Source organism: Providencia sp. PROV268 (genome assembly GCF_028477805.1).
GTDB lineage: Bacteria > Pseudomonadota > Gammaproteobacteria > Enterobacterales > Enterobacteriaceae > Providencia > Providencia stuartii.
The window spans coordinates 205,011-225,302 of the sequence record NZ_JAMPLW010000001.1 but is presented as its reverse complement, the minus strand read 5'-3'; the positions used below and the strand labels follow the sequence as shown (position 1 = coordinate 225,302).

24 protein-coding genes and 1 riboswitch are annotated in these 20,292 nt (G+C 37.7%); of the genes, 9 read left to right on the top strand and 15 right to left on the bottom strand.

All coding sequences use genetic code 11. The features are described from left to right. Window positions 1-229: 229 nt before the first annotated feature. Window positions 230-418 carry a YegP family protein gene (locus tag PR699_RS01190; RefSeq protein ID WP_004919033.1) on the top strand — a complete coding sequence of 63 codons (189 nt, stop codon included), beginning with the start codon at window positions 230-232 and terminating at the stop codon, window positions 416-418. Between the two features lie 77 nt (window positions 419-495). Here PR699_RS01190 and PR699_RS01185 read toward each other — a convergent pair whose 3' ends face one another. Both PR699_RS01185 and PR699_RS01180 read right to left on the bottom strand, forming a co-directional pair. Further along, the gene (locus tag PR699_RS01185; RefSeq protein ID WP_004919032.1) at window positions 496-816 is read right to left on the bottom strand and encodes an AzlD domain-containing protein; all 321 of its coding nucleotides are present in this window, start codon (window positions 814-816) and stop codon (window positions 496-498) included. 2 nt (window positions 817-818) lie between these two features. After that, the gene (locus PR699_RS01180) at window positions 819-1,475 is read right to left on the bottom strand and encodes an AzlC family ABC transporter permease (RefSeq protein ID WP_014658184.1); all 657 of its coding nucleotides are present in this window, start codon (window positions 1,473-1,475) and stop codon (window positions 819-821) included. 81 nt (window positions 1,476-1,556) lie between these two features. On the opposite strand from PR699_RS01180, the gene PR699_RS01175 reads away from it, so the two are divergent. Further along, the gene (locus PR699_RS01175; RefSeq protein ID WP_004919030.1) at window positions 1,557-2,117 is read left to right on the top strand and encodes a helix-turn-helix domain-containing protein; all 561 of its coding nucleotides are present in this window, start codon (window positions 1,557-1,559) and stop codon (window positions 2,115-2,117) included. Between the two features lie 94 nt (window positions 2,118-2,211). On the opposite strand, the gene PR699_RS01170 is transcribed toward PR699_RS01175, so the two are convergent. Further along, window positions 2,212-2,562: a hypothetical protein gene (locus tag PR699_RS01170; protein ID WP_014658181.1), complete on the bottom strand. Its 351-nt coding sequence runs from the start codon at window positions 2,560-2,562 to the stop codon at window positions 2,212-2,214. 113 nt (window positions 2,563-2,675) lie between these two features. Here PR699_RS01170 and PR699_RS01165 point away from each other — a divergent pair, with 113 nt between their 5' ends. Then, complete coding sequence (locus PR699_RS01165) at window positions 2,676-2,852, top strand: DUF2526 family protein (RefSeq protein WP_004919027.1); 177 nt, start codon at window positions 2,676-2,678, stop codon at window positions 2,850-2,852. 464 nt (window positions 2,853-3,316) lie between these two features. Here the strand turns inward: PR699_RS01165 and PR699_RS01160 are convergent, their stop codons facing one another. The 4 genes from PR699_RS01160 to crcB all read right to left on the bottom strand — a co-directional run bounded on the left by PR699_RS01160 (window position 3,317) and on the right by crcB (window position 8,287). Then, the gene (locus tag PR699_RS01160; protein ID WP_004919023.1) at window positions 3,317-4,501 is read right to left on the bottom strand and encodes a M20 family metallopeptidase; all 1,185 of its coding nucleotides are present in this window, start codon (window positions 4,499-4,501) and stop codon (window positions 3,317-3,319) included. A gap of 68 nt (window positions 4,502-4,569) precedes the next feature. Continuing rightward, entirely contained in the window at window positions 4,570-5,808 is a 1,239-nt protein-coding gene (locus PR699_RS01155) for a Zn-dependent hydrolase (RefSeq protein WP_272577819.1), read from the bottom strand. A 3-nt stretch (window positions 5,809-5,811) separates the two neighbouring features. After that, window positions 5,812-7,035 (bottom strand): hypothetical protein, encoded by a 1,224-nt coding sequence (locus PR699_RS01150; RefSeq protein WP_272577818.1) that lies wholly within the window; start codon window positions 7,033-7,035, stop codon window positions 5,812-5,814. An 871-nt stretch (window positions 7,036-7,906) separates the two neighbouring features. Beyond that, the gene (gene crcB, locus PR699_RS01145) at window positions 7,907-8,287 is read right to left on the bottom strand and encodes a fluoride efflux transporter CrcB (RefSeq protein ID WP_014658179.1); all 381 of its coding nucleotides are present in this window, start codon (window positions 8,285-8,287) and stop codon (window positions 7,907-7,909) included. A gap of 104 nt (window positions 8,288-8,391) precedes the next feature. Beyond that, window positions 8,392-8,463, bottom strand: a riboswitch (Fluoride riboswitch). A gap of 365 nt (window positions 8,464-8,828) precedes the next feature. On the opposite strand from crcB, the gene fetA reads away from it, so the two are divergent. Together fetA and fetB are read left to right on the top strand one after the other, a co-directional pair. Then, a complete protein-coding gene (fetA, locus tag PR699_RS01140) occupies window positions 8,829-9,482 on the top strand; it encodes an iron ABC transporter ATP-binding protein FetA (protein ID WP_004919017.1) in 654 nt (217 codons plus the stop codon). Between the two features lie 9 nt (window positions 9,483-9,491). Beyond that, a complete protein-coding gene (gene fetB, locus PR699_RS01135; protein WP_004919013.1) occupies window positions 9,492-10,268 on the top strand; it encodes an iron export ABC transporter permease subunit FetB in 777 nt (258 codons plus the stop codon). A gap of 168 nt (window positions 10,269-10,436) precedes the next feature. Here the strand turns inward: fetB and PR699_RS01130 are convergent, their stop codons facing one another. Then, on the bottom strand, window positions 10,437-10,826 hold the full coding sequence (locus PR699_RS01130) for a hypothetical protein (protein WP_004919010.1): 390 nt from the start codon (window positions 10,824-10,826) through the stop codon (window positions 10,437-10,439). A gap of 1,122 nt (window positions 10,827-11,948) precedes the next feature. On the opposite strand from PR699_RS01130, the gene PR699_RS01125 reads away from it, so the two are divergent. Further along, window positions 11,949-12,239: a hypothetical protein gene (locus tag PR699_RS01125; RefSeq protein WP_004919006.1), complete on the top strand. Its 291-nt coding sequence runs from the start codon at window positions 11,949-11,951 to the stop codon at window positions 12,237-12,239. A gap of 173 nt (window positions 12,240-12,412) precedes the next feature. Here PR699_RS01125 and PR699_RS01120 read toward each other — a convergent pair whose 3' ends face one another. Both PR699_RS01120 and PR699_RS01115 read right to left on the bottom strand, forming a co-directional pair. After that, the gene (locus PR699_RS01120; RefSeq protein ID WP_004919004.1) at window positions 12,413-13,153 is read right to left on the bottom strand and encodes a YnfC family lipoprotein; all 741 of its coding nucleotides are present in this window, start codon (window positions 13,151-13,153) and stop codon (window positions 12,413-12,415) included. Further along, on the bottom strand, window positions 13,153-14,187 hold the full coding sequence (locus tag PR699_RS01115) for a LacI family DNA-binding transcriptional regulator (protein WP_041705293.1): 1,035 nt from the start codon (window positions 14,185-14,187) through the stop codon (window positions 13,153-13,155). Before PR699_RS01115 ends, PR699_RS01120 begins: the two co-directional genes overlap by 1 nt. Window positions 14,188-14,420: 233 nt before the next feature. On the opposite strand from PR699_RS01115, the gene PR699_RS01110 reads away from it, so the two are divergent. Genes PR699_RS01110 through PR699_RS01100 form a run of 3 tightly spaced genes read left to right on the top strand, consistent with a single transcriptional unit; the run spans window position 14,421 to window position 16,438 of the window. Beyond that, on the top strand, window positions 14,421-14,864 hold the full coding sequence (locus PR699_RS01110) for a PTS sugar transporter subunit IIA (protein WP_014658177.1): 444 nt from the start codon (window positions 14,421-14,423) through the stop codon (window positions 14,862-14,864). An 18-nt stretch (window positions 14,865-14,882) separates the two neighbouring features. Continuing rightward, entirely contained in the window at window positions 14,883-15,170 is a 288-nt protein-coding gene (locus tag PR699_RS01105; protein WP_004918996.1) for a PTS sugar transporter subunit IIB, read from the top strand. A gap of 11 nt (window positions 15,171-15,181) precedes the next feature. Next, window positions 15,182-16,438 (top strand): PTS ascorbate transporter subunit IIC, encoded by a 1,257-nt coding sequence (locus tag PR699_RS01100; protein ID WP_014658176.1) that lies wholly within the window; start codon window positions 15,182-15,184, stop codon window positions 16,436-16,438. 41 nt (window positions 16,439-16,479) lie between these two features. Here the strand turns inward: PR699_RS01100 and PR699_RS01095 are convergent, their stop codons facing one another. The 5 genes from PR699_RS01095 to PR699_RS01075 form a co-directional block, all read right to left on the bottom strand. Next, the gene (locus PR699_RS01095; RefSeq protein WP_004918991.1) at window positions 16,480-17,292 is read right to left on the bottom strand and encodes a hypothetical protein; all 813 of its coding nucleotides are present in this window, start codon (window positions 17,290-17,292) and stop codon (window positions 16,480-16,482) included. Window positions 17,293-17,572: 280 nt separating this feature from the next. Further along, entirely contained in the window at window positions 17,573-18,142 is a 570-nt protein-coding gene (locus tag PR699_RS01090) for a TetR/AcrR family transcriptional regulator (RefSeq protein ID WP_225829579.1), read from the bottom strand. 466 nt (window positions 18,143-18,608) lie between these two features. Beyond that, the gene (locus tag PR699_RS01085) at window positions 18,609-18,959 is read right to left on the bottom strand and encodes a phage holin family protein (protein ID WP_004918982.1); all 351 of its coding nucleotides are present in this window, start codon (window positions 18,957-18,959) and stop codon (window positions 18,609-18,611) included. A 420-nt stretch (window positions 18,960-19,379) separates the two neighbouring features. Next, the gene (locus PR699_RS01080; RefSeq protein ID WP_272572868.1) at window positions 19,380-19,811 is read right to left on the bottom strand and encodes a DMT family transporter; all 432 of its coding nucleotides are present in this window, start codon (window positions 19,809-19,811) and stop codon (window positions 19,380-19,382) included. Window positions 19,812-19,813: 2 nt separating this feature from the next. Further along, window positions 19,814-20,272 carry a DMT family transporter gene (locus PR699_RS01075; RefSeq protein ID WP_014658172.1) on the bottom strand — a complete coding sequence of 153 codons (459 nt, stop codon included), beginning with the start codon at window positions 20,270-20,272 and terminating at the stop codon, window positions 19,814-19,816. Between the last annotated feature and the right edge of the window lie 20 nt (window positions 20,273-20,292).

Sequence of the window (20,292 nt, the reverse complement as noted above, 5' to 3'; positions counted from 1 at the left end):
AGATTAATATGCAGAATCAAATAGCATCTATTCTTCATATTCGTTATCTTAAACTAACAATAATTAGTTCTATTAATCCTACGATTGCCTCTATGTTATAGAGGCTTTTTTTTCAAATTAAATAGGCTCTGAAACTAGTAAATTTGCCTATTTATTTCTAATCTTAAGAGGCAATAGCGAGTATTGCGACATTCTGAGTGTCCACTTTATACCATTTTTGGAGTCAATCATGGGTTATTTTGAACTGAAAAAATCAACAAAAGACACCGCTCAGCCTTATTATTTTGTTCTTAAAGCGGCCAATCATGAGATTATCGCCAGTAGCGAGATGTATTCAACTAAACAAGCGGCATTAAAAGGGATTGCTTCTGTCCAAAAAAATGCAGCAACGGACGAAATCAAAGATCTTACCGTTTAATTTCCATCCACTCGTTTTATCAAATTATTGTGAATTAAACGCCCTTGTCCGTTTGAACGGGGCGTTTTAAGCTAATATCAAAAAATTAAGCGCAGTAATGCGGTCACCACAGAAGCAGATAACACAATGACAATAAAAGGTTTTTGATACCAAGTAAGCAATCCGGCTACACATACACCAATTATTTTAGGTATATCCGAAAAATGGTCACCTTCAAATACTGTCGAAGTCATCGCAACTGAAAACAAGATCACAATAGCTGCTGCTGAAAACAGAGCCTTGCTATTATCTGATAAAATAATTTTTCCTTTGAGCAAGGCACCCGATGAGCGCATTAGATAAGTGCCCACTGCCAGCAATAAAATTCCACTCAAAATCAGCCATGGGTTATCCATCATTATTAACCTCTCACATATATAACTAAGCTTAATAAGGCCAGTAATACGGGGATCCCTGCTGGTAAAAAGGGAGTAGCGATCACGGCAATCACAGCACCAACGATTGCCGCTAACCGCAATCGCTTATCTTTCAATGCGGGTAATGAAAGCGCCAATATAATTGCGGGGAACATCGCATCCATACCAAGTGTATGAGTATCTTGAATAAAGCTTCCTACACCTTCACCAATCAATACGCCTATTGGCCAACAAATTAATATCCCTAATCCGCATAACCAAAATGCCGCTCTTTTTTCTTTTTCAGTTTCCTGAGATAACCCAAATACCACACTTTCATCATTCATAATATGATAACCCAATAGCGCTTTTGGGCCTTTCCCCGCTAATTCACTGACGGCAAAGCTAAATGGAATATGCCGTGAATTCACGAGTAACCCCGCCAAGGCAGCAGAAATAGGGCTTCCGCCTGAAAAAATGACCCCAATAAAAAGAAATTCTGACGCCCCTGCTAACACTAAAATAGAAAGAGTCAAAGGAACCCAAAAATCAAATCCTTGAGAATGCGCTAGCGCCCCATATGAGATGCCGACAATTAAATCCGCAAGACAAACCAGTGCAATGTTTTTTACCGTGCTATGATTAAGCGTTGAGGTTAGCATAATGAGTCGTTCGATATATAATACGTTCGTTCATTATGTCGGTAGTTATCTAAAAGTGCAATCAAAATAGGAAACTAAAACTTGAGCTCCTTCACTCCACCTATTGAGTTAATCGCCAAAGCATTAGTCAGAGAACGGCAAAAAAGTGGTCTGTCACTCTCCGAACTCTCTCGTCAGGCGGGCATTGCTAAATCGACACTCTCGCAACTAGAGGCCGGAAATGGCAATCCAAGTATTGAAACTCTATGGGCTATCTGTGTCGCTTTAGATGTGCCGTTTTCTCGATTAATTGAAGATAGACATGAGCCAGTCACCGTCATTCGCCATGGTGATGGTATTCAAGTCAGTGCTGAACATGCTAATTATCTCGCTTTTTTACTTTCAGCAGCACCCGCAAACTCACAACGTGATATCTATACTGTGGTTGCTGAGCCTGGGCGAGATCGTATTTCAGAACCTCATATGCGTGGTGTGAGTGAACATATTATTTTGATGAGCGGTCGTGCCATGGTTGGCCCTTTAGATAACCCAACAGAGTTGTTTCCCGGTGACTATATCCACTACCCCGGTGATGAGCCGCATATTATGCGAGCACTTGAGCCAAATACCATGGCTGTCATGATCATTGATAAACAAAATTAGATGTCTACCATTTGACGCATACTCAATAGATAGAGCCTCAGTTATCACATAAGGCTCTATCTGAGTTTTTATCTAATTAAACGCTAGCAAGCGCCTATTCCCAAAAGTAGATATTTTTCTCTTGCCACCCTTTTCTTTTCATACAACTCATATATTCGCGATGGCGGCTATCTTTATTCACATCCAAAACATAACTTTCCGTCTTGGGAACTTTTTCCTCATAAGTTTTCTCTTTACCGCATTCATCGTTTTTCTTGCATTTTTTCGTAATTGTTTCATACACCGTTCTTTGGGCGACTTCGTTACGAACTGGAAATCGCTTAAAAGAATCAAATTCACATTGTGAATCTGCCTCTTGGTAAGTCCATTCCACAGGGCCTATTGGTTCCCATTTTGATGTACAAGCACACAGTAGAAAACACAGCAGTATAACGGTTAATTTCAATATCTTATTCCTATGCTAGATGTAATAAAAAATAAATCATCGACAGCCACAATAAATAATACTACCCACATTCCATGTGTTATAATTTTTAATCATGTCTATTGGAGATAGTTATGCAACACTACGACAATATTGTTAAACACGTTGACGCACTATTAGCAGAAAACTCAATCTCAAATATGAATATATTGCTGGCACAGCTTTCTCACGACGCTCAATTAACACAAGAGCAACGTTTCGAGCAGCAACAACGTTTAAGAAAAGCGATATTTAAACATCATGAGTCTTAGCTTAATTGTGATGAGTTTCAATTATTGTTACTCATCACAATATAAGTAAAACTTCACCGAATTATATTAATGAAAACAAGCATGTCAATAAAATAGGCCACTTAAGTGAAATATACAATCATTTGTTTATATTTGACTATGCGTATTTTGGTAAAATATTTTAAACACTATATTAATAATTTATTTATTCGTCGCAAAATCACCATTTTTAATAGAATAAAAATAAAAACATTCTCTCTCTTTATATTTATAGCTAAATTTTAATCTCAATACTTCACGTATTCTAAAAATTTTAAATTGCGTCTCTTTTAGGGGAGATGACATTTATGGCTAGATTTATTTTTGATGTTCACAATATCCATCAAGGTATCTTGTGATTTAACGATGAGATAAAACGATTCTATCGGCAGGTAAGAATACAAATAAAACCTTGCCGCGATTATCGCGACAAGGTGAACCATTAACTAGAAATTATCCTGTTGTAAATAGGACCATGCATATTGTGCATACAGTTCAGCTCCCGTTGCCATTGCGTCTTCATCAATATTAAAACGCCCATGATGGTGCGCCCACTGTGTATCTTTATCAGGGTTTCCTGAACCTAATAAAGCAAAACAACCTGGAATATTTTCGATATAAAAACTAAAGTCTTCGCCACCTGTCGTTGGTTTTTCAAACATCAACGCATCTTCACCAAATGCTTGTGTAATGACAGATTGCGCCAATAGCGCACTACGCTCTTCATTGATCACAGGCAGTGTTCCATACGTATAAATAACTTCTGCTGTAGCCCCATACATCGCTGCGGTATGTTCTGCATAACGTCTGATAGCCGCTTCAATACGATCCCGAGTTTCGATATTAAAACAACGTACCGTTCCGTCTAATACTGCATTCTCCGCAATAACATTAAAACGCGTTCCCACGTCCATTTTACCGATACTGACCACTGCAGACTCAAGTGCCGATGTTTCCCGTGAAATGACAGCTTGTAAGTTCATCACAAAAGAAGAAGCCACAACAGCCGCATCGACCGTTGCTTCAGGCATCGAACCATGACCGCCACGTCCTTTAAACTTCACGACAAGTAAATCCGCCGACGCAAAGGTTCCCCCCACATTACAAGAGACTTTCCCAGAGGGGGTTGTAGACCAAATATGCATCCCAAAAACGTTATCAACATTGTCAATTGCACCTTGCTTGACCATTTCACGTGCACCTTGAGCAATCTCTTCCGCCGGTTGGAAAATCAACCTTACATTGCCTTTCAAATCCTCACGAATTTCATACAACGCTTTTGCCGCCGTCAGTAACATAGAGGTATGCGCATCATGACCACAAGCGTGCATTTTTCCTTGATTTTGAGACTTATAGTCTAATGCATCATTCAGCTCAAGTACGGGTAGCGCATCGATATCAGCTCGTAATGCAACGGTTTTTCCCGGTTTACCGCCCTTAATTTCCGCGATAATGCCTGTTGGCTCTGTTAAACGATATTCGATACCGATTTTACTTAACTCTTCCGCAATCCGTTTAGTGGTTCGTACTTCTTCCCATGGCAATTCAGGGTGTGAATGCAGGTCTCGACGAAATGCAATCATATCTGCGGTATGTTTTTTGATTGCTGCTGTAATTGTTGTGTTTACCATTTTTCTACCTTTACCTTCTTATGCACAGACGCCTTCATCTGCTTAATCACATAATACTTCTCTTCACTTTAACACTCTGTTAGCGAACGAACCGTCGCGAACATTACATCGACTCCTAGCGCAATTTGTGCATAATCCGTCCATTCATCAGGGTGATGACTTAACCCATTACGGCTAGGCACAAAAATTAGCCCCGTGCGCGTAATACCGGCAAAAATCATCGTGTCATGTCCCGCACCACTGACCATAGTGCGATAACGCAAACCTTGCTTTTGTGCATGTTGTACCATCAATTGATGGATTTCAGGGGCTAATTCGGTAGGAGACACATAAAGAGGCTGAACGATATCACTTTGAATATTGCCTTTAGCACTCTCTTGTTTCACCAATGCAATGATCTGCTCGATGGTGTTATGCAAAGCGGATTCATTTCTTGAGCGAATGTCGACGCTAAAAGTCACTTCACTTGGGATCACATTTGCGCCATTTGGTAAGACGTTTAATCGCCCTACTGTTGCAACCGTATTATCCCCAGCGGCAGTAGCAATATCAGGAATTTGGCTAATGATACGGCTAGCGTTGACTAATGCGTCAGCGCGCATATCCATTGGTGTCGTTCCTGCATGTCCCGCCTTACCGCTTAACTTCACTTCCAGTTGTGCAATACCAACAATAATATCTACAATTCCAATATCTTCATTGGCCTGCTCTAGCACTGGACCTTGTTCAATATGCAATTCTAAAAATGCTTTGACTGATGAAGGTGCCAGCACTGCCTCTGCCGCCTTATCTGCATTAAAGCCCGCATCTGCCATGCGTTGCGCTGCCGAAACACCCTGCCTATCTTTCAGTTGATATAGCGTTTGAGTTCCGATAAGCCCAGTAATGACACTTGATGCCATCAAGCCACGACCAAAACTCGTACCTTCCTCTTCGACTAATGCGATCACTTCAAGAGGGTAACGGGGTTGCAATTGTTGTTCACGAATACGCGCAACCACATCTAACCCTGTCACAATTCCTGCCGGGCCATCAAAAGCGCCGCCATGGGGAACAGAGTCAAAGTGTGAACCAATAATCACAGCAGGCAATCCCTCCTCTGAGCCTTCTAAACGACCATAAATATTACCGATGGCATCTTCTCGAACTTGCAAGCCAAGTGCACGCATTTGCTGTTTTATATAATCACGTGCTTGCTTATCTTGCTCGCTATAGCTCATTCGTGTCGTTCCTTGACCCGGCGTTGCTGTAAATTCAGCCAATTGTTCTAAATGGCGTTGTATTCTTAATGTACTTGTTTCCATCATCATTTACCCTGCAAGCGGTGTAATAAAACCAACCATAATCCCAGCCAATACCACAGAAACCATGGTTACTGAGATAAATCCACCGACTAACATCGGCCCTAACATATGTCCGGTCAAAATTTGACGCTCTTTCTCATCTTTGGTCAGCGCATTGATGGCTTCATTCGTAATGATATAGTCGGCAGGGAAGCCATACAGTGCGGTTAACGACACGGCAAAGGCCATCTCTTTAGAGACACCCAGTATTTTTCCCACAATCCACGAAGCTAAATACATCCCAATAACGGCTGCAATGATCAGCACCAACATAGGGTAGACAAGCCTTAATAACATGTCTGGGGTTGCATGATTCAGAGTGTCAAAAATAAATAGCATTAACGCCATAATGGCAAAACCAAAACCATTCGCTTTTTGTAGCGGTTGTCTTTCCAAAAAGCCCAGTGACGATGCAATAACGCCAAATAGTAAACATAATACAAACGGGCTAATACTCACGATAGGTGCTGCCCATGTAGAAACTAAATAAGCAAGGTACCCCACCGCTGCTAAGCGCAAAAACTTGAAGTAACTGGTATTGTAGTGAGAAGGAATTTTTTTAAATAATCTCGGCATCTCATCTTCTGAAACGACTGTTTTCACTTCAACATTATCGGCCCCTTCAACCGATAATGACGCCTTCCACTGACCATGACGATATTGCTCAAGCACTCGACGCCCTTCACGTTTTAACATTACCGCTGTCAATGGATAACCCGCAAACCCCTGCATAACGTAAATAAGGATGGCAAAAACCGATAGGTCAATAAGACCCGCATCAGCAGCACCTTTAGACATGATCAAGGATGACACGATACCACCGACTAATGGAGGGATCGCCACTAATACTGTATTCAGGTCAAATAACACCATTCCGGCAGCATAAATAAAAACAATGATGCCCAAGATCCCTGATAACGAAATTAAAATGGTTTTCCACTGCCGCAACAGCTCTTTGAGTGATAGCAGCGTTCCCATATTAGTAATTAACAGATACATCAACATCACCGCCACGACTTGCGGTATTCCGGCAATGCTGACGATATCTTTAGGGAAGAATGTCCAATAACCGAATAGGAATAAAACAGCACATACAAATACGGAAGGGATCCACGCTTTGGTTCTTACTGCAATAGCATCCCCAATGTATAAAATCAAAACGATAATAAACAGTGCTAACATCTGTGACATAACTTTTCCCCGTCAATATCTGTTTCTAATTCAATTTTCTTTAGATGATAAATTTTATTATTTATTTTTATACAAAATATATTTTTAGTGATGGTGTGATATATAGCCAAAATTAAGATTATTTCGCTGCTATTAATAAAAAACAGCAGTAAAAATCATAATATCATCGAAAATCAATATGTATAGATAACGTTCTAGAAGAATGGGCGAATAGCAAAATAGAAGACTCATCCCCTTAGCAGTGACAAATGACACCATAGCGTCATATAACATTAGAATTAGTCTGTTTTTTAGCTAAAGAGCAGCGTTATCGTTCTAATTAAAGCTCATTAACAATGAATAACACTTTAGTTTATTTATTAATCAACGGGATTATATTCTGTTGTCAGATGGAGAGTTTGCAAAAAATATACTTATTATTTTTAGAAAAGAATAATTTTGTAGGCAAGTAAAAGCAGTTATTCCAAACAATCTACTTTATTACTAATTTGTTAAATTTAACCCTCGAAACGTGTTTTTTTACTCACAATAACCATAAAATGACGACTAACCATCACTAAGATCACATACTATCTGGTGATATTTTATCCAAAAATAATGGGGGATTTATTGTCGAGATAGTCTTTAATAATATCATAGCTAAAGTGCGTTAGATTTCTTAAGTCATCCTTTTAGCCATAATGGAAAAATAACCACCTCAAAATACACCATCGTGGAATAACAGACTATTTATTGCTGTTGATCTCGATTTTACAGATCAATTGGGGAAATATTTTACGATTGCCGCTCTCAACACAGCAATATCAGAAGATGATTATCGAATGCCTAACAACCACATTTTTCACCTACATCTATCTACCCTACTCGTTGATTACGACTGAGTGAGCCAGTGGTGACTCATCATGCCTAAAAAAGTAAAAATGAGTGCGCCTATGACATGAATGGCGATTGTGCTCAATGCAACCATTAACTTCCCTTCTTGGATCAACGTTAATACTTCCAAAGAGAAAGTGGAAAATGTAGTAAACGCGCCACAAAAGCCGGTGACAATAAATAGTTTATAATTGGGGCTAATATTGGCATTGGCAAAATAAGAAATGGCAAAACCGATAACAAATCCCCCGACAAGATTGACAAAAACAGTTCCCATCGGAATATTTGGGTATAAGTTATTCAGCTTCAGCCCCACAAACCATCTTAGCCAGCCACCTAAAATTGAGCCTAATGCGATAGAAAAAAGTGATGCATACATACGAAGCCCCTTATCGCGCTTAAGGGGATAAATGAACGGGATCTCTCTCATTTATACCCCAAATATTCAGGGCACATAATACCTGTACCCTATCATTTAAAAAGGTGAACGCAGGCATCATCAGCCCTTTATTTGGACGGTTTTTAAACAGGAGGAATGCCATCTCCTTTTGTTAGAATATCTGCAATTAACAACAAGGTAAATAGCCCCAGCTTTAAGAATTTCTCTTGTTAAACACAATGTAACGTTAATTTCTTTGCACTACCATTAATGACATTCCTATTGCTACATATCGTTATTTGATTAAGCCATGTAATATGGTTTAAAAACCATCAATAGATGTATTTTCTTAATCCTAATCATCTTCTTTATTTGATCCCTGCTCCGCTTAATATGTCAATCTTAGCGTGAATGGCGCATAATATTTTGGATTACAATACAAGGTAAATTCCTTGTTCCGTTTCATGTCGCGAGCAAATCAATGATCAATTATAAAATTGCCTGCATGACGTCACATTAACTCTATGGGCTAAGCGTAAAAATGGATAAAAACCGCGGTTTATTGCAATTAGAAAATATTGGATATGTTATTGATAACAAAACAATACTAGATAAAGTTCAGTTTGATTTATCGGCTGGTGAATTTAAACTCATTACGGGGCCTTCGGGATGCGGTAAAAGTACGCTACTTAAGATCATCTCTTCATTACTTTCCCCTACCTCAGGGCAAATTATCTTCAATGGCAATGACTATTCAACCATCCCCCCTGAGGAATATCGCCAACAGGTTTCTTATTGCACTCAAACCCCCTCTTTATTTGGAGCCACCGTTTACGATAACTTATTTTTCCCTTATCAGATACGTAAGCTACCGTTTAATAAAGATAAAATTTATAAAGACCTTGGTTACTTTTCTTTACCCGATTCAATATTAGAAAAAGGCATTAATGAATTATCTGGTGGAGAAAAACAACGTATCTCGTTGATTCGCAACCTTCAGTTTCTACCAAAAATATTACTGTTAGATGAAATAACCAGCGCATTAGACGAAGCAAATAAAGTAAAAGTTAATGAGCTAATCCACCAATTAGCGACACAACAAAATATCGCTATTCTTTGGGTGACTCATGATCAGGATGAAATTGCACATGCTGATGACATTATTACCCTTCCCGTCCATAATGCAGATAAATAGGAATGAGTCATGCACCAACCCACTATTACCAATGAATCTCTGGGCTTTTCTATTATGCTTGTTTTGGTCGCTATCTTTATCAGCCATAAAGAAAAACTGGCATTAGAAAAAGATATTATTTGGAGCACTCTACGCGCTATCATCCAGCTATTGATTGTTGGCTATATTCTAAAATACATTTTTAATGTTGATCATGAAGTTCTGACTATCGCGATGGTGATGTTTATCTGTTTTAATGCGGCTTGGAATGCCAAAAAGCGCAGTAAATATATTGATAAAATCTTTTTGACCGCTTTTATCGCCATTACCTCTGGAACACTCTTAACCCTATTAATACTGATCATCACAAAAGCAATAGCTTTTACCCCGATGCAAGTTATTCCAATCACAGGCATGATCGCAGGGAACGCCATGATTGCTGTCGGTCTGTGTTTCAATAATCTAGGCCAACGATTTAGTAGCCAACAACAACAAATACAAGAGATGCTAAGTTTAGGTGCAACACCTAAGGTGGCCTCTATCGCCATTATTCGAGACAGTATTCGCGCATCCTTAATCCCGACTGTAGATTCCGCAAAAACCGTCGGTATTGTCAGTTTACCCGGTATGATGTCTGGATTAATTTTTGCTGGGGTTGATCCATTAGAAGCAGTGAAATATCAAATCATGGTCACTTTTATGTTACTAGCAACAGCCAGCTTATCGACCATTTTGGCAGGTTATATGACCTATCTTAAGTTTTACAATAGCCGCCATCAGTTATTAATCAATACATTAAATAAATAACAATAAAGAAAACGCTTGATAATAGCGACGTTATCAAGCGTTAATCTTTATAGCCAGTTAATTTACAGCTTTGCTAATATTCAAGCCTTTCCTGTAGATACCTAATAATATTAAACAGTTATTACTTTACGTTTTAAATGTTAATAAAAAGTAAAATAAAATATCTATTTACTGACAATATCTTGTCCATAAAGATTCCATGACCGATAAAGGTAACAAATCATAATCACCTTCTACGAGCGGAATCGATAGTGCAATCCTGCCATCTTGATTTTTATACGTTTTTACGGCAAATCGCTTATAACCCTCGATTTTTGCATTTTTAACACGCAGTACTTCACCACAAACATAGCCGACCTCCCCTTTATCAGCCGTTGAGCGAATAAAATTATACTTAATATTCCTAAATGATGCGGATTCAGGATAAGACAAGTAATCTGCCACATTGTATTTGGCCAATTTAATCAGATCTGGGTTTGGCTTATAATTAACCATTACCCCTAATAAAAATGAACAACCAATAAGTAATACAGTAATGAGCAATTTAACCATATTCATACTTTTCGCTCTTGTATAACACAACGAGTAATTTGATAATAAAGACAGATCACTTGAACAGTAGGTATCTTAATCAAGTATTTCTAAATAATATGGATTGAGGTGCTATTTCTAATAGAGATATACATCCTATTAATTACTTAAAGTTACCTTACTATATAAATTAAAATGAACTCTCATCGATTAAAAAATCCTTACAATATAATAGATAGTAACAATTAAATGCTCGCCATTTCAGTCTTTACGCATTCCTTCACACAAACCGAGAGTAATCCTAACAGTAATAATGTTTAAAAATAAGAGTCAGCAATACAGCAAACTGTTACAATTTGTGTCTTCCTCCCAAAAAGAACTCTTGGGTATAACACTCAAAATAGTTATTTAATTTAAGTATTAATCATATTTCATTTTCAAGCATGAATAAACATAAATAAATTATTCAATTAGATAATATGTATTACAGAGTATTAACCAACCCTAAATAGGAGTAGATTGATCATAAAAAAATAAAAACTGTCCTCTCAATTGCAATATATTCTGCAACCTATTCTGTTTTTTAGTGTTTATCACATGATGCTTTTGCTGATATTTGCTTGTATGTATCTTGTTTTCAAGATAACCGACATGAAGAAAATCCTCAGCTAAATGATCAGTTACCCTCTTTAGTTGTAGTGTGTTTCTTTATGTCTTTTTATACAAAGTACTCACCTGCATTCTGTCATTAACGTTCTCTATCAATTTTGAACGGGTACGATGATGCAACTTTCCTCTCTCGCGTGGAAACATGCTGTAGTACTACATGCCCATATCCATAAGCTAAATGTTACAACAGACACTAAACATAAAAATAATTTACATATAAACTCAAAAACAACTACTCTTATTGCGAGTATTTGTGTTTCTTAATGCCATATTCATTATGAAAATTAATGATTTTGAGGGAGGTTAGCGACTAGTAAGAAAGGGGCGATTAAATAAAGGCCATACCAGCAAACAACAGCAAATACAGAATATTCCTATAAATAGCCCTTTGATTGAAAAACTAAAATTTTACGGCTAATTTTGACAATAGATTTTATTTTAGTCCGGTAGCATCTACGTGTCTCTCTGATAGGGTGTACCATGACAAACATTCAATTGCTATTACTTGCAACCAACAATTTTAACGCAAGTGCTCCTCTCTCCCATACACATGCATCGTATGTATATCAATTTTATTACGCGCAGATTGCTCACAAGCAGTTAAAGCTTAATGATTTTATGAAGGGATTTATCGAACAAGTTGAACCTATATTGAAAAATAATAGCGATTTATACGATCGACGCGACGAAATCTACCAATTAATTCAAAGCTACTTGCAGCAAGCAGAAACGCGTTTTATTCAAAGAAAAATGCAAATTAATAAAGAATAATATTAAAAAGCGCCTCCTTAGTTTTCACTTAAGAGGCGCTCATCGAAAAAATGTGAGTTTCATTAAATAGACACAAATTCAAGTGCCGTGACTTCTTTTAACGATCCCCTCCGCTTTTGCATGGCACACAAGCTAACTGTTATTTAATCAATAAGTTAATCTTGTGCTTATTGTCACTCCTCAAACTGTGTGTCAATCACGACAGATTGCCGTTGAGTTTGCATCTCTCCATCAACATCATATTTGGTCAAAATTTGACAATTTGTTGGTGCACCAAAATGATTATATTGGCATTTTCTCTCAGAAATATAGCCCAAATCACCTAACATTTTCTGCTCTATTTGAATATCCGCATAACGGTTTATATCAGCTAATGGCTTGAAGAGAGTTTGCATATATAACTGATTTTTATCATAGTAATTCATTTCCTGTAACTCACCTAAATTACTATATACTACCTTATCAACGGTGCCGTTATCCTCTTTAGAATGGATACTCTTAATGTAGTTACGTTCATCATATTCAAAATACGTCGTACCATAAGAGTCTTTTTGGGATATAAAACGGCACTGTTCGTCTAAATCGATGATAATTTCCCCTTCATTGCTGCTGCCCTTCAGTTGGTTATTATCTCTTTTGAGTTGAATATGCTGTTGTATGCCATGAGAAATTGATTCAAAGCTTTCAATGCAACTCTTTTGATCCAATTTTAATTGGATATCCTGTGTCACCGTCTTATCTTCGGTATAAAAAGTCGCTTTTATCTCTTTCACTGGGCCTTTTACTAATACCCCACTAAACAATACATATATATTCTGTACTGCTGGTAAATATCCTTTCGCTATCGATGCCGCTGATACCGTTGATGTTGATAAACCCAATAATGTTAACAAAAAAACAACAAACTTCATCATTATGCGCTTTGCCTTGCTTCGAATTTATAGGGAAAAATAATTTCTTCTTGTTGATGCGGAGAACCACTATCAGGTTCAGCTAACCATTTTTGTAATTTTTTCGCCGTTTCTTTCGCCATTTTATTGTAATCAATACGCACCGATGTTAACGACGGGTGAATATAATCACAATTAGACGACCCTTCAACACAAGCCACTGCCAACATAGAAGGCACTTTAATTAACCTTCTTTGGCATTCAAACAAAACACCTAGCGCAATCATTTCATGACTGCATATTACTGCATCTAATTCCGGCTGCCGAGTTAACATTTCACTAATCGCTTGACGACCAAAATCCATTGTCGCCACATACGGTGTCGTAATACTTTGCTCTGCGCTATGATAATGATTTAGCATCGCTTTAGTCCAACCACTCAGTTGTTGGCTCTGTATTTTGCTATCCATCTGAGCACCAATATAGCCTATTTTCCGATATCCCTTTTGCAACATGTAGTTGGTTAGAAAAAATACGGCTTCACCAATATTACTTCTTATATTTAATGAGAATAGATGACTCGACTCCCCCGCCACACCAATAACAGGAATATCAAGGTTTTTGAGATAACTAAATACGCTCTCTGAATTAATCCCACCAAAAATAACCACAGCAGCAGGGTTACTTTGCAGTAACGTAAAGAGGACTTCAGACTCTTTTTTCTGCTGATAGTTATGACTACCAATAACAACCTGATAGCTATTTTTATTGAGGACCTCTTGTAATGGTTGCAGAAATGCAGAGCTTGCGTAATCCCTTAATGAAGGCACCAATACAGCAACTGTACGACTTTGACCTGATGCCAATATACCTGCGGCTGAATTTGGTATATATCCTAGCTCAGTGATTGCTTCATTGATTTTTTCTCGCAGTTTATCTGAGACCAAATCTGGTGTACGCAACGCTCTAGATACAGTCATTGAACCAACGCCTGCATATTTAGCCACATCCTGTAGCGTAACTCGTCCTGTATTCTTTCTCTTGCGTATTTTTTCCATAAAAAATTATTTTTTGCTCTATTCACTCTTATCTCACTATAACTTACCACAGGTTAGTTTTGTTCATGAGTGGACTTTCGTGTTCTTGAGTTTTTATTGGCTTTATTTATGCGAAATGATAGCGCTATCACGAAAATGAATAATTCGACTAGATAGCGCTACCATTGATCACTACTATGCCCTTAGTTAGAAAAAAAGCTAAAAATAGTTTTACACCACCAGGAGCAAACTTAATGTTAACCACATTATTGACCCCCAATGTCATTCAGGTTGTTGAAAGTGCCACCGATTGGCGCGATGCGATCCAAATCGCTTGCGAACCACTCCTCAAAAACCACCGTATTCAACAATCTTATGTTGATGCCATCATTCATTCACATGAAAAGATTGGTCCTTACTATGTACTGGGCCCAGGCATTGCAATGCCACATGCTCGCCCTGAAGACGGCGTCAATCAGCTATCTCTTGGCCTTACCGTTATTAAACGCGGTGTTGAGTTTGGTGCCGATGGCAACGATCCTGTTAAGTTATTAATTGTTCTTGCCGCAACCGATAGCAACAGCCATATCGGCGCTATCGCTAAACTCGCTGAACTTTTTGATAACCAAGAAGATATTGACAACATCATGCAATCAGAAAACGTCGATGACATCCTCAACATCATCGCGCGTTATTAATTATTAAAAGGAAACAATATGAAAATTACAGTCGTATGCGGAAATGGTTTAGGCACTAGCCTAATGATGGAAATGAGCATCAAAAATATTTTAAAAGATCTTCAAGTCAGTGCCGAGGTTGACCACGTTGATCTTGGCTCAGCTAAAGGTACCGCCAGTGATATTTTTGTTGGCACCAAAGATATTGCCGAACAATTGGTTGCTCAACAAGTTGCTGGAGAAATTGTTGCTTTGGAAAATATGATAGACAAAGTGGCAATGAAAGAGCACTTAAGTGTGGCTTTACGTAATCTCGGCGCACTATAAGCGGAGGCTGTATGTCATTTTTTCGTTTTCTGATGCAAGATGTGTTATCTGAACCCGCTATTTTAGTGGGTTTGATAGCGCTTATCGGCCTTATCGCTCAAAAGAAACCCGCCACCGAATGTATTAAAGGCACCATCAAAACCATTATGGGTTTTGTGATCTTAGGAGCGGGTGCTGGCTTAGTTGTTAGTTCATTAGGCGATTTCTCCGCTATTTTCCAACACGCATTTGGTATTAATGGCGTCGTTCCAAATAACGAAGCGATTGTTTCTATCGCCCAGAAGAGTTTTGGCCGTGAAATGGCAATGATCATGTTCTTTGCCATGTTAATTAATATTTTAATTGCACGCCTCACCCCTTGGAAATTTATCTTTCTCACAGGGCATCACACACTCTTCATGTCGATGATGGTTGCCGTAATTTTAGCAACAGCGGGTATGGAAGGCACTCTATTAGTGGTTGTTGGTTCATTAATCGTCGGCTTTTGTATGGTGTTCTTCCCAGCCATTGCACATCCATACATGAAAAAAATCACTGGCTCTGATGACGTTGCAATTGGTCACTTTTCAACGATATCGTATGTCCTTGCAGGTTTTATTGGCAGCAAATTTGGCAACAAAGAACATTCTACTGAAGATATGAATGTGCCAAAAAGTTTGCTTTTCCTACGAGACACACCAGTTGCCATCTCATTCACTATGTTCATTATTTTCATTATTACCTGCTTATTTGCGGGAGGAGATTATGTTCGTGAAGTCAGCGGTGGCAAAAACTGGTTCATGTTCTCATTAATGCAATCCATTACATTTGCTGCGGGTGTTTACATTATTCTGCAAGGTGTACGTATGGTAATTGCGGAGATCGTACCCGCATTTAAAGGGATTTCGGATAAATTGGTTCCAAATGCTAAACCAGCGCTAGACTGCCCTGTTGTTTTCCCTTATGCACCAAATGCCGTGTTAGTCGGCTTTTTAAGCAGTTTTGCTGCGGGTATTATCGGTATGTTCATACTGTATGCGTTGAATATGACCGTCATTATCCCAGGTGTCGTGCCACACTTCTTTGTTGGTGCAGCGGCGGGAGTCTTTGGTAACGCAACAGGAGGTCGCCGAGGCGCTATTTTAGGTGCCTTTGCACAAGGTTTACTCATTACCTTCTTACCTGTCTTTTTATTACCTGTCCTTGGTGACATTGGTATCGCTAATACCACATTTAGTGATGCAGACTTTGGTGCTATTGGTATTCTTTTAGGCATTATTGTCCGCTAACCATAGTGCCCCGTAATACTTCCGTTACGGGGCATATTTATTTAATCAAGTTTCCCGACTAACGCCCCTTCTTTAAATAAGAATTCCTGTAATGATATTAAATCATCCGGCGTCACATGAATGACCCCCTCACCGGGAATATCAATTTCTGCGATCATAAATAGTGCCAGTGTTGTTAATGATGGCAATATGAGGATCAGCCAGTTTTTACCTTTAGTTCCTCGAATGTTATAACCAATTAAAACGTTAGAACAAATCGCAAAGAAAATTAATAAGAACCATGCTGCATTCGGTATTTGATGCCGCCAACTCGCCATCGTTTTTTGTTGTGAAAGATAAAGATCACTAAATGCAGTTAATACCGAGGCGATCACTGGATTTGGTGATTGATTTGCCTCTTTAACCGCAATTTCCCACAAGGTAGCTTGTTTTTCTAATGAGACTCTCCGCCATTGATTATTTTCATCGCTGACACCTGATTTAAAAAATTCAATTCTCGCCTCTAGGTACTGCTGCAATAAATGGATTGCTTCACGTCTGTCACTGCTGTTTAATAATTGCGCTCGTTGGTAAGCATTCCCTATCGCAATCGCTTCATTCTCTTCTGTTTGCTGACGATTGTTGTAGCCACTGATCGAGATTGAGAGAACAAAACCAATCAATAAGCCTAATAACGATAAGATAGCCCCTAATATAATTTTTGCTTCGTCATCAGCAATATCATCATTAAGCTTCTTACGCTTAAAGATAAATTTACCGATATAAGCTGAAATAATGAGTAAGGAAAATGTAATTATAAACAATAAGATAGAGTCAATTGGTGTATCATTAATAAACTCGGAAAAATTAAACATAAAACATGTCCAGACAAGTAATTTTCCGATGATATAACACATCCAGAATAAATTTTTCTAGCTTTTTCACTGGCAAAAATCAGTTTAGATTTTAACGCTAAAATGTCATCATCAAACGATAAAAACATGATAGTATTAACGATGCAATCATAAAAAACAGTCGCTTAACCTACTGTTTTTTAGTCACTTTTAGATATGTAATTTAACTTCAGTACAAGACAGATTTAAATGACAGCATCCTTCTATTTCTAGAAGGATAGAAGAGTGATTAGATACGGTGTTATTGAACTAAACCGAGTAACTTTTGATAAAGTATTGCGCCTAATGTGTTCTCATCATATTCAAGGCTCGATGCAAGCTCATCGACGGCAGCGTGCATACTGTGATACAGCATAGAGCTAACCAGCCCAATTGGCTCTGCTGACCAAACACCTTGCGCCTTTCCATGTAACAAGATTTTTTTCACTTGTGAAATTGCCCGCTGTTCATGTACGTTGCTACACGTATGAAAACTTTCATGAAATAGCATGTCATGAATACGTCTTTTTTCAACATAATATTGTACGCTGCTTTCACACCACTGGCTTAGCATCGCTTGACTGTCCACCTTCTCTTTCAGTGCATCATCAATTTTTCCCAAATACCATGTCATATAACGCTCGCGCAAAGCCTCTAAAATCTCATCCTTCGATTTAAAGTAGTGGTAAAAAGTACCTTTCGCCACATCGGCTTGGCTAACTATTTCACTCACTGTTGTCTCTAAAAAACCTTTCGTGAGAAATAAATGCTCAGCAGCATTCATTAAATCATCCAATCTCTCTTTTGCGGGTTTTGTTCTCGGCTTTTTCATTGGCTCCGTCATCAGCTTAAACCTTTTAAGTTAATTAGAGATAATGCAAAGAGTAATAGATTTTATGGTTTCACACAAACTTCCTACCGCTTTAAGCTAGCCAGAGAAATAACATGTTTAATAAACAAACAAAACACGAGATCTTACCCATCATTGCAGAACACCACAAGATTGTTCTCTTTTAGAGCATAAAATTAGCCATTATGGAGTTCATTAGCATTTGATTAATGATATCAATATACTTCTTCTTATATTGATACCGATGCAGTAAAAAATAAATAATTCTCTTATTGAAGGGATCAGAGATGATAGTTAGGTAATCACTAAATGGTAATTAAGATAGCAGTAGAATTATAATCGTTTTAAATAACTGTACCTCCTTAAGGTAGGTATCTCGATAAGCCTCATTTTGGGCTTATCGTACAACTTATTTCTGATAAGAATGATTTTTCTATACTTCAAAATATTATTCTTTATTTCTATAGCGTTTTTGAATTGCAATCAACATCGAATCAATAACCCAACTGAGCTTCTTTGTACCTAGGAAACCTATCATCGCACCACAAAACTCGGCAAGTGATGACCAAGCATCAGAATAATTTAAATAGACAAGTAACCATTGAAGCGCTCGAATAGCACTGACTGTAATAGCACCACATATTACAGCTTCTGCTAATGATTGCCATGTACTTTTACTCTCTCGCCACTCTCTAACAAATGCAATCAACGTTGCTAACATAACACCACTTAATAAAGGTAAATTGAGTTGAACCCAGCGGAAAACTTGCGCCCAAAAATCGATATTTTTTTCATGCATAATGGTACCTCCTAAATGGAGTGCTAGTTTATTGTCAATAAATGAAGCCCCCTTATTGTTTATATAAAACTATCGAAATAATGGGCATCACAATCATATGATATTAAATATTAATTATTTCAATAGTCATTAAAATTAATTTCACATTCTACTTATGTATCGTAATAACAAAAGAATAGTATTACAAATATTGTAAAAACCAAGCTAAATAAGATTAAAATAAAATCACAATCATTAATTGTTTACATATCTTAATTTATATTATCTAATATAAACTAGCATACAGAATGGATCCTTACACAAACTCTTCTCGACCTAAATATGCTATTTCTTTAGTCATTAATAATTATTACTCTTCAAATGACAACACAAAAAATATAACCCTACTGACAACAAAATATTACCTTTATGATTATCATTTTAATTATATTTTTTTATGTATTGATAATACACGCCTAAAATAATCAATAGCAACCCTATCGATTGTAAGAGTAAATGATTTCCAGCCTGCCCGTTGATGATATCTAAGATAAAGCTTGATACGACTTGACCAATAATAGCGAATAGCGTTGTAAGTGTGACACCGAGTTTAGGCAGAACATAACTATTAATAACCACAAAAAATGTGCCAATCATACCGCCAATAAAGGCAATCATGGGGATTTCATTGAGGTTTCCTATCGCTAAATTATCTTGGCAAGCCAACACTAGGCTAAGAAATAAAAATCCAACACTATGATTAGTTAACGAAGCGTAAAAAGCATTTTTACTTTGGGCTAATGCCCCATTAAGAGTCCGGCTCGTTACAATACAGACCCCATTCAACAAAGCTATAATAATAAAAAAAAGCATCGTTATTTCCCTAACACAATCAACAAACTGCCTAGCATAAATAACATCGAAACAACAAAATCATGGCCTTTGATTTTTTTCCTCGTCGTTTTAAGGCCCCAAAAACCAAAATAATCGATCGCCAAACTAAATATCACCTGACCTAAAAGCATAAGGACAATACTGCCTGATAAGGAGAGTGAGCTATTCACAGTGATCGCCGCCAACAAAACCGTAAATGCCCCGGGGATCCCTGCCAAATAACCCATTAATGGTACTTTTTCTTTTGGCACGATCGCGCTTTGCTTTAAATTGAAAATCAGGAATACAACAAAAGCAAATAGAGTGCCTACCCCATGAGTTAACCAAGATGCTTTTATCGGTGATGTAAATTGTGATAAATAACTGTTGCTCATGATCATTAGTGTAAGCAACACCCCTGACACTATTGCCAGTAATGATAGAAATAGTTTATTTTTCATAATAATAACTCTTTATTAGC

Excerpts from the sequence above, each read along its gene's own strand:
- PR699_RS01190 (WP_004919033.1), top strand. The coding sequence starts at position 230 with ATGGGTTATTTTGAACTGAAAAAATCAACAAAAGACACCGCTCAGCCT.
- PR699_RS01185 (WP_004919032.1), bottom strand. The coding sequence starts at position 816 with ATGATGGATAACCCATGGCTGATTTTGAGTGGAATTTTATTGCTGGCA.
- PR699_RS01180 (WP_014658184.1), bottom strand. The coding sequence starts at position 1,475 with ATGCTAACCTCAACGCTTAATCATAGCACGGTAAAAAACATTGCACTG.
- PR699_RS01165 (WP_004919027.1), top strand. The coding sequence starts at position 2,676 with ATGCAACACTACGACAATATTGTTAAACACGTTGACGCACTATTAGCA.
- PR699_RS01160 (WP_004919023.1), bottom strand. The coding sequence starts at position 4,501 with ATGGTAAACACAACAATTACAGCAGCAATCAAAAAACATACCGCAGAT.
- PR699_RS01155 (WP_272577819.1), bottom strand. The coding sequence starts at position 5,808 with ATGATGGAAACAAGTACATTAAGAATACAACGCCATTTAGAACAATTG.
- PR699_RS01150 (WP_272577818.1), bottom strand. The coding sequence starts at position 7,035 with ATGTCACAGATGTTAGCACTGTTTATTATCGTTTTGATTTTATACATT.
- crcB (WP_014658179.1), bottom strand. The coding sequence starts at position 8,287 with ATGTATGCATCACTTTTTTCTATCGCATTAGGCTCAATTTTAGGTGGC.
- fetA (WP_004919017.1), top strand. The coding sequence starts at position 8,829 with ATGGATAAAAACCGCGGTTTATTGCAATTAGAAAATATTGGATATGTT.
- fetB (WP_004919013.1), top strand. The coding sequence starts at position 9,492 with ATGCACCAACCCACTATTACCAATGAATCTCTGGGCTTTTCTATTATG.
- PR699_RS01130 (WP_004919010.1), bottom strand. The coding sequence starts at position 10,826 with ATGAATATGGTTAAATTGCTCATTACTGTATTACTTATTGGTTGTTCA.
- PR699_RS01125 (WP_004919006.1), top strand. The coding sequence starts at position 11,949 with ATGACAAACATTCAATTGCTATTACTTGCAACCAACAATTTTAACGCA.
- PR699_RS01120 (WP_004919004.1), bottom strand. The coding sequence starts at position 13,153 with ATGATGAAGTTTGTTGTTTTTTTGTTAACATTATTGGGTTTATCAACA.
- PR699_RS01115 (WP_041705293.1), bottom strand. The coding sequence starts at position 14,187 with ATGGAAAAAATACGCAAGAGAAAGAATACAGGACGAGTTACGCTACAG.
- PR699_RS01110 (WP_014658177.1), top strand. The coding sequence starts at position 14,421 with ATGTTAACCACATTATTGACCCCCAATGTCATTCAGGTTGTTGAAAGT.
- PR699_RS01105 (WP_004918996.1), top strand. The coding sequence starts at position 14,883 with ATGAAAATTACAGTCGTATGCGGAAATGGTTTAGGCACTAGCCTAATG.
- PR699_RS01100 (WP_014658176.1), top strand. The coding sequence starts at position 15,182 with ATGTCATTTTTTCGTTTTCTGATGCAAGATGTGTTATCTGAACCCGCT.
- PR699_RS01095 (WP_004918991.1), bottom strand. The coding sequence starts at position 17,292 with ATGTTTAATTTTTCCGAGTTTATTAATGATACACCAATTGACTCTATC.
- PR699_RS01090 (WP_225829579.1), bottom strand. The coding sequence starts at position 18,142 with ATGAAAAAGCCGAGAACAAAACCCGCAAAAGAGAGATTGGATGATTTA.
- PR699_RS01085 (WP_004918982.1), bottom strand. The coding sequence starts at position 18,959 with ATGCATGAAAAAAATATCGATTTTTGGGCGCAAGTTTTCCGCTGGGTT.
- PR699_RS01080 (WP_272572868.1), bottom strand. The coding sequence starts at position 19,811 with ATGCTTTTTTTTATTATTATAGCTTTGTTGAATGGGGTCTGTATTGTA.
- PR699_RS01075 (WP_014658172.1), bottom strand. The coding sequence starts at position 20,272 with ATGAAAAATAAACTATTTCTATCATTACTGGCAATAGTGTCAGGGGTG.